Origin of the sequence: Citreimonas salinaria (genome assembly GCF_900107235.1) — a bacterium.
Classification (GTDB): Bacteria; Pseudomonadota; Alphaproteobacteria; order Rhodobacterales; family Rhodobacteraceae; genus Citreimonas; species Citreimonas salinaria.
In genome coordinates this window covers 1-1,053 of the sequence record NZ_FNPF01000060.1, presented here as the reverse complement: position 1 = coordinate 1,053, position 1,053 = coordinate 1, and the positions used below count along the sequence as shown (strand labels likewise).

Genomic DNA, 1,053 nt, shown 5'->3' with positions numbered 1-1,053 from the left:
CGTATCGCCCTTGATTGGATTCGGGATTCTCAAGGCGTTCTTTCTGTGATTCCCTGCCGATATGGCAGATATGGGGGGCAGAGATGGGTAAACCGCATCCTGTTGAATTGCGCGCACGCGCGGTTGCGCTTGTCGAGCAGGGCAACACGCACACCGAAGCGGCGCGGCGACTGTGTGTTTCGATCAAGTTCGTGAACGACATGGTGCGGCTTAAGCGCGAGACCGGTGAACTCGCGCCGAAGCTGCAGGGCAATCCTGGGCGTGGCAAGCTGACACGCGTCAAGGACTGGGTGCGGGACCAGATCGCGGCGCAACCTGATCTAACGATCGACGAACTGACAGCGAAGGTGGCCGGGGAGCACGGGCTGAAGGTGCATCGTTCATCGATCGGACGACTGCTGCTCCGGCTGGGATTGTCACACAAAAAAAGATCTGCAGGCGCTTGAGCAGAAACGCGGAGATGTGGCCGACCTACGCCACGTCTGGATCACAAAACGCCAGCCTTTTATGGCCAGCCATCTGGAAAGGCTGGCCTTCATCGACGAGACATCGGTCAAGACAAACATGGTCAAGACCACCGGCTGGGCCCCGCGCGGCCAGCGCTTGGTCGATCATGCACCCTTCGGACATTGGCGCACGCAGACCTTCATCGGAGCCTTGCGCCACGACCGGATGGACGCCCCATGGGTCATCGATGGAGCCATGAATGGCGAGATGTTTGATCTCTATGTCACCACTCAATTGGTGCCGACGCTGCGAAAAGGGGACGTTGTCATCCTCGATAACCTGTCCAGCCACAAAAGTCCCGGTCCGGCCCAGGCCCTACGCGACATCGGCGCATGGTTCCTGTTCCTGCCGCCCTACAGCCGCGATTTGAACCCCATCGAGATGGCCTTCTCAAAGTTGAAGGCGCTGATCAGAAAGGCTGCGGCGCGAAACTACCATGAGCTTTGGCAGGCGGTCGGTCACGTGTGCGACCTGTTCAGTGATGAAGAATGCTACAACTTCTTCAAAGCAGCAGGATACAGAACCAATTAAACGCGATCCGCTCTA

The 1,053-nt window shown here is 58.2% G+C and carries 2 protein-coding genes; both read left to right on the top strand.

Annotated elements, in window-relative coordinates; all coding sequences use genetic code 11:
* Nucleotides 1-83: 83 nt before the first annotated feature.
* Nucleotides 84-446: a COG3415 family protein gene (locus tag BLW27_RS21580; protein WP_218141204.1), complete on the top strand. Its 363-nt coding sequence runs from the start codon at nt 84-86 to the stop codon at nt 444-446.
* A gap of 16 nt (nt 447-462) precedes the next feature.
* On the top strand, nt 463-1,038 hold the full coding sequence (locus tag BLW27_RS21575; protein WP_218141203.1) for an IS630 family transposase: 576 nt from the start codon (nt 463-465) through the stop codon (nt 1,036-1,038).
* The last annotated feature ends 15 nt before the right edge of the window (nt 1,039-1,053 follow it).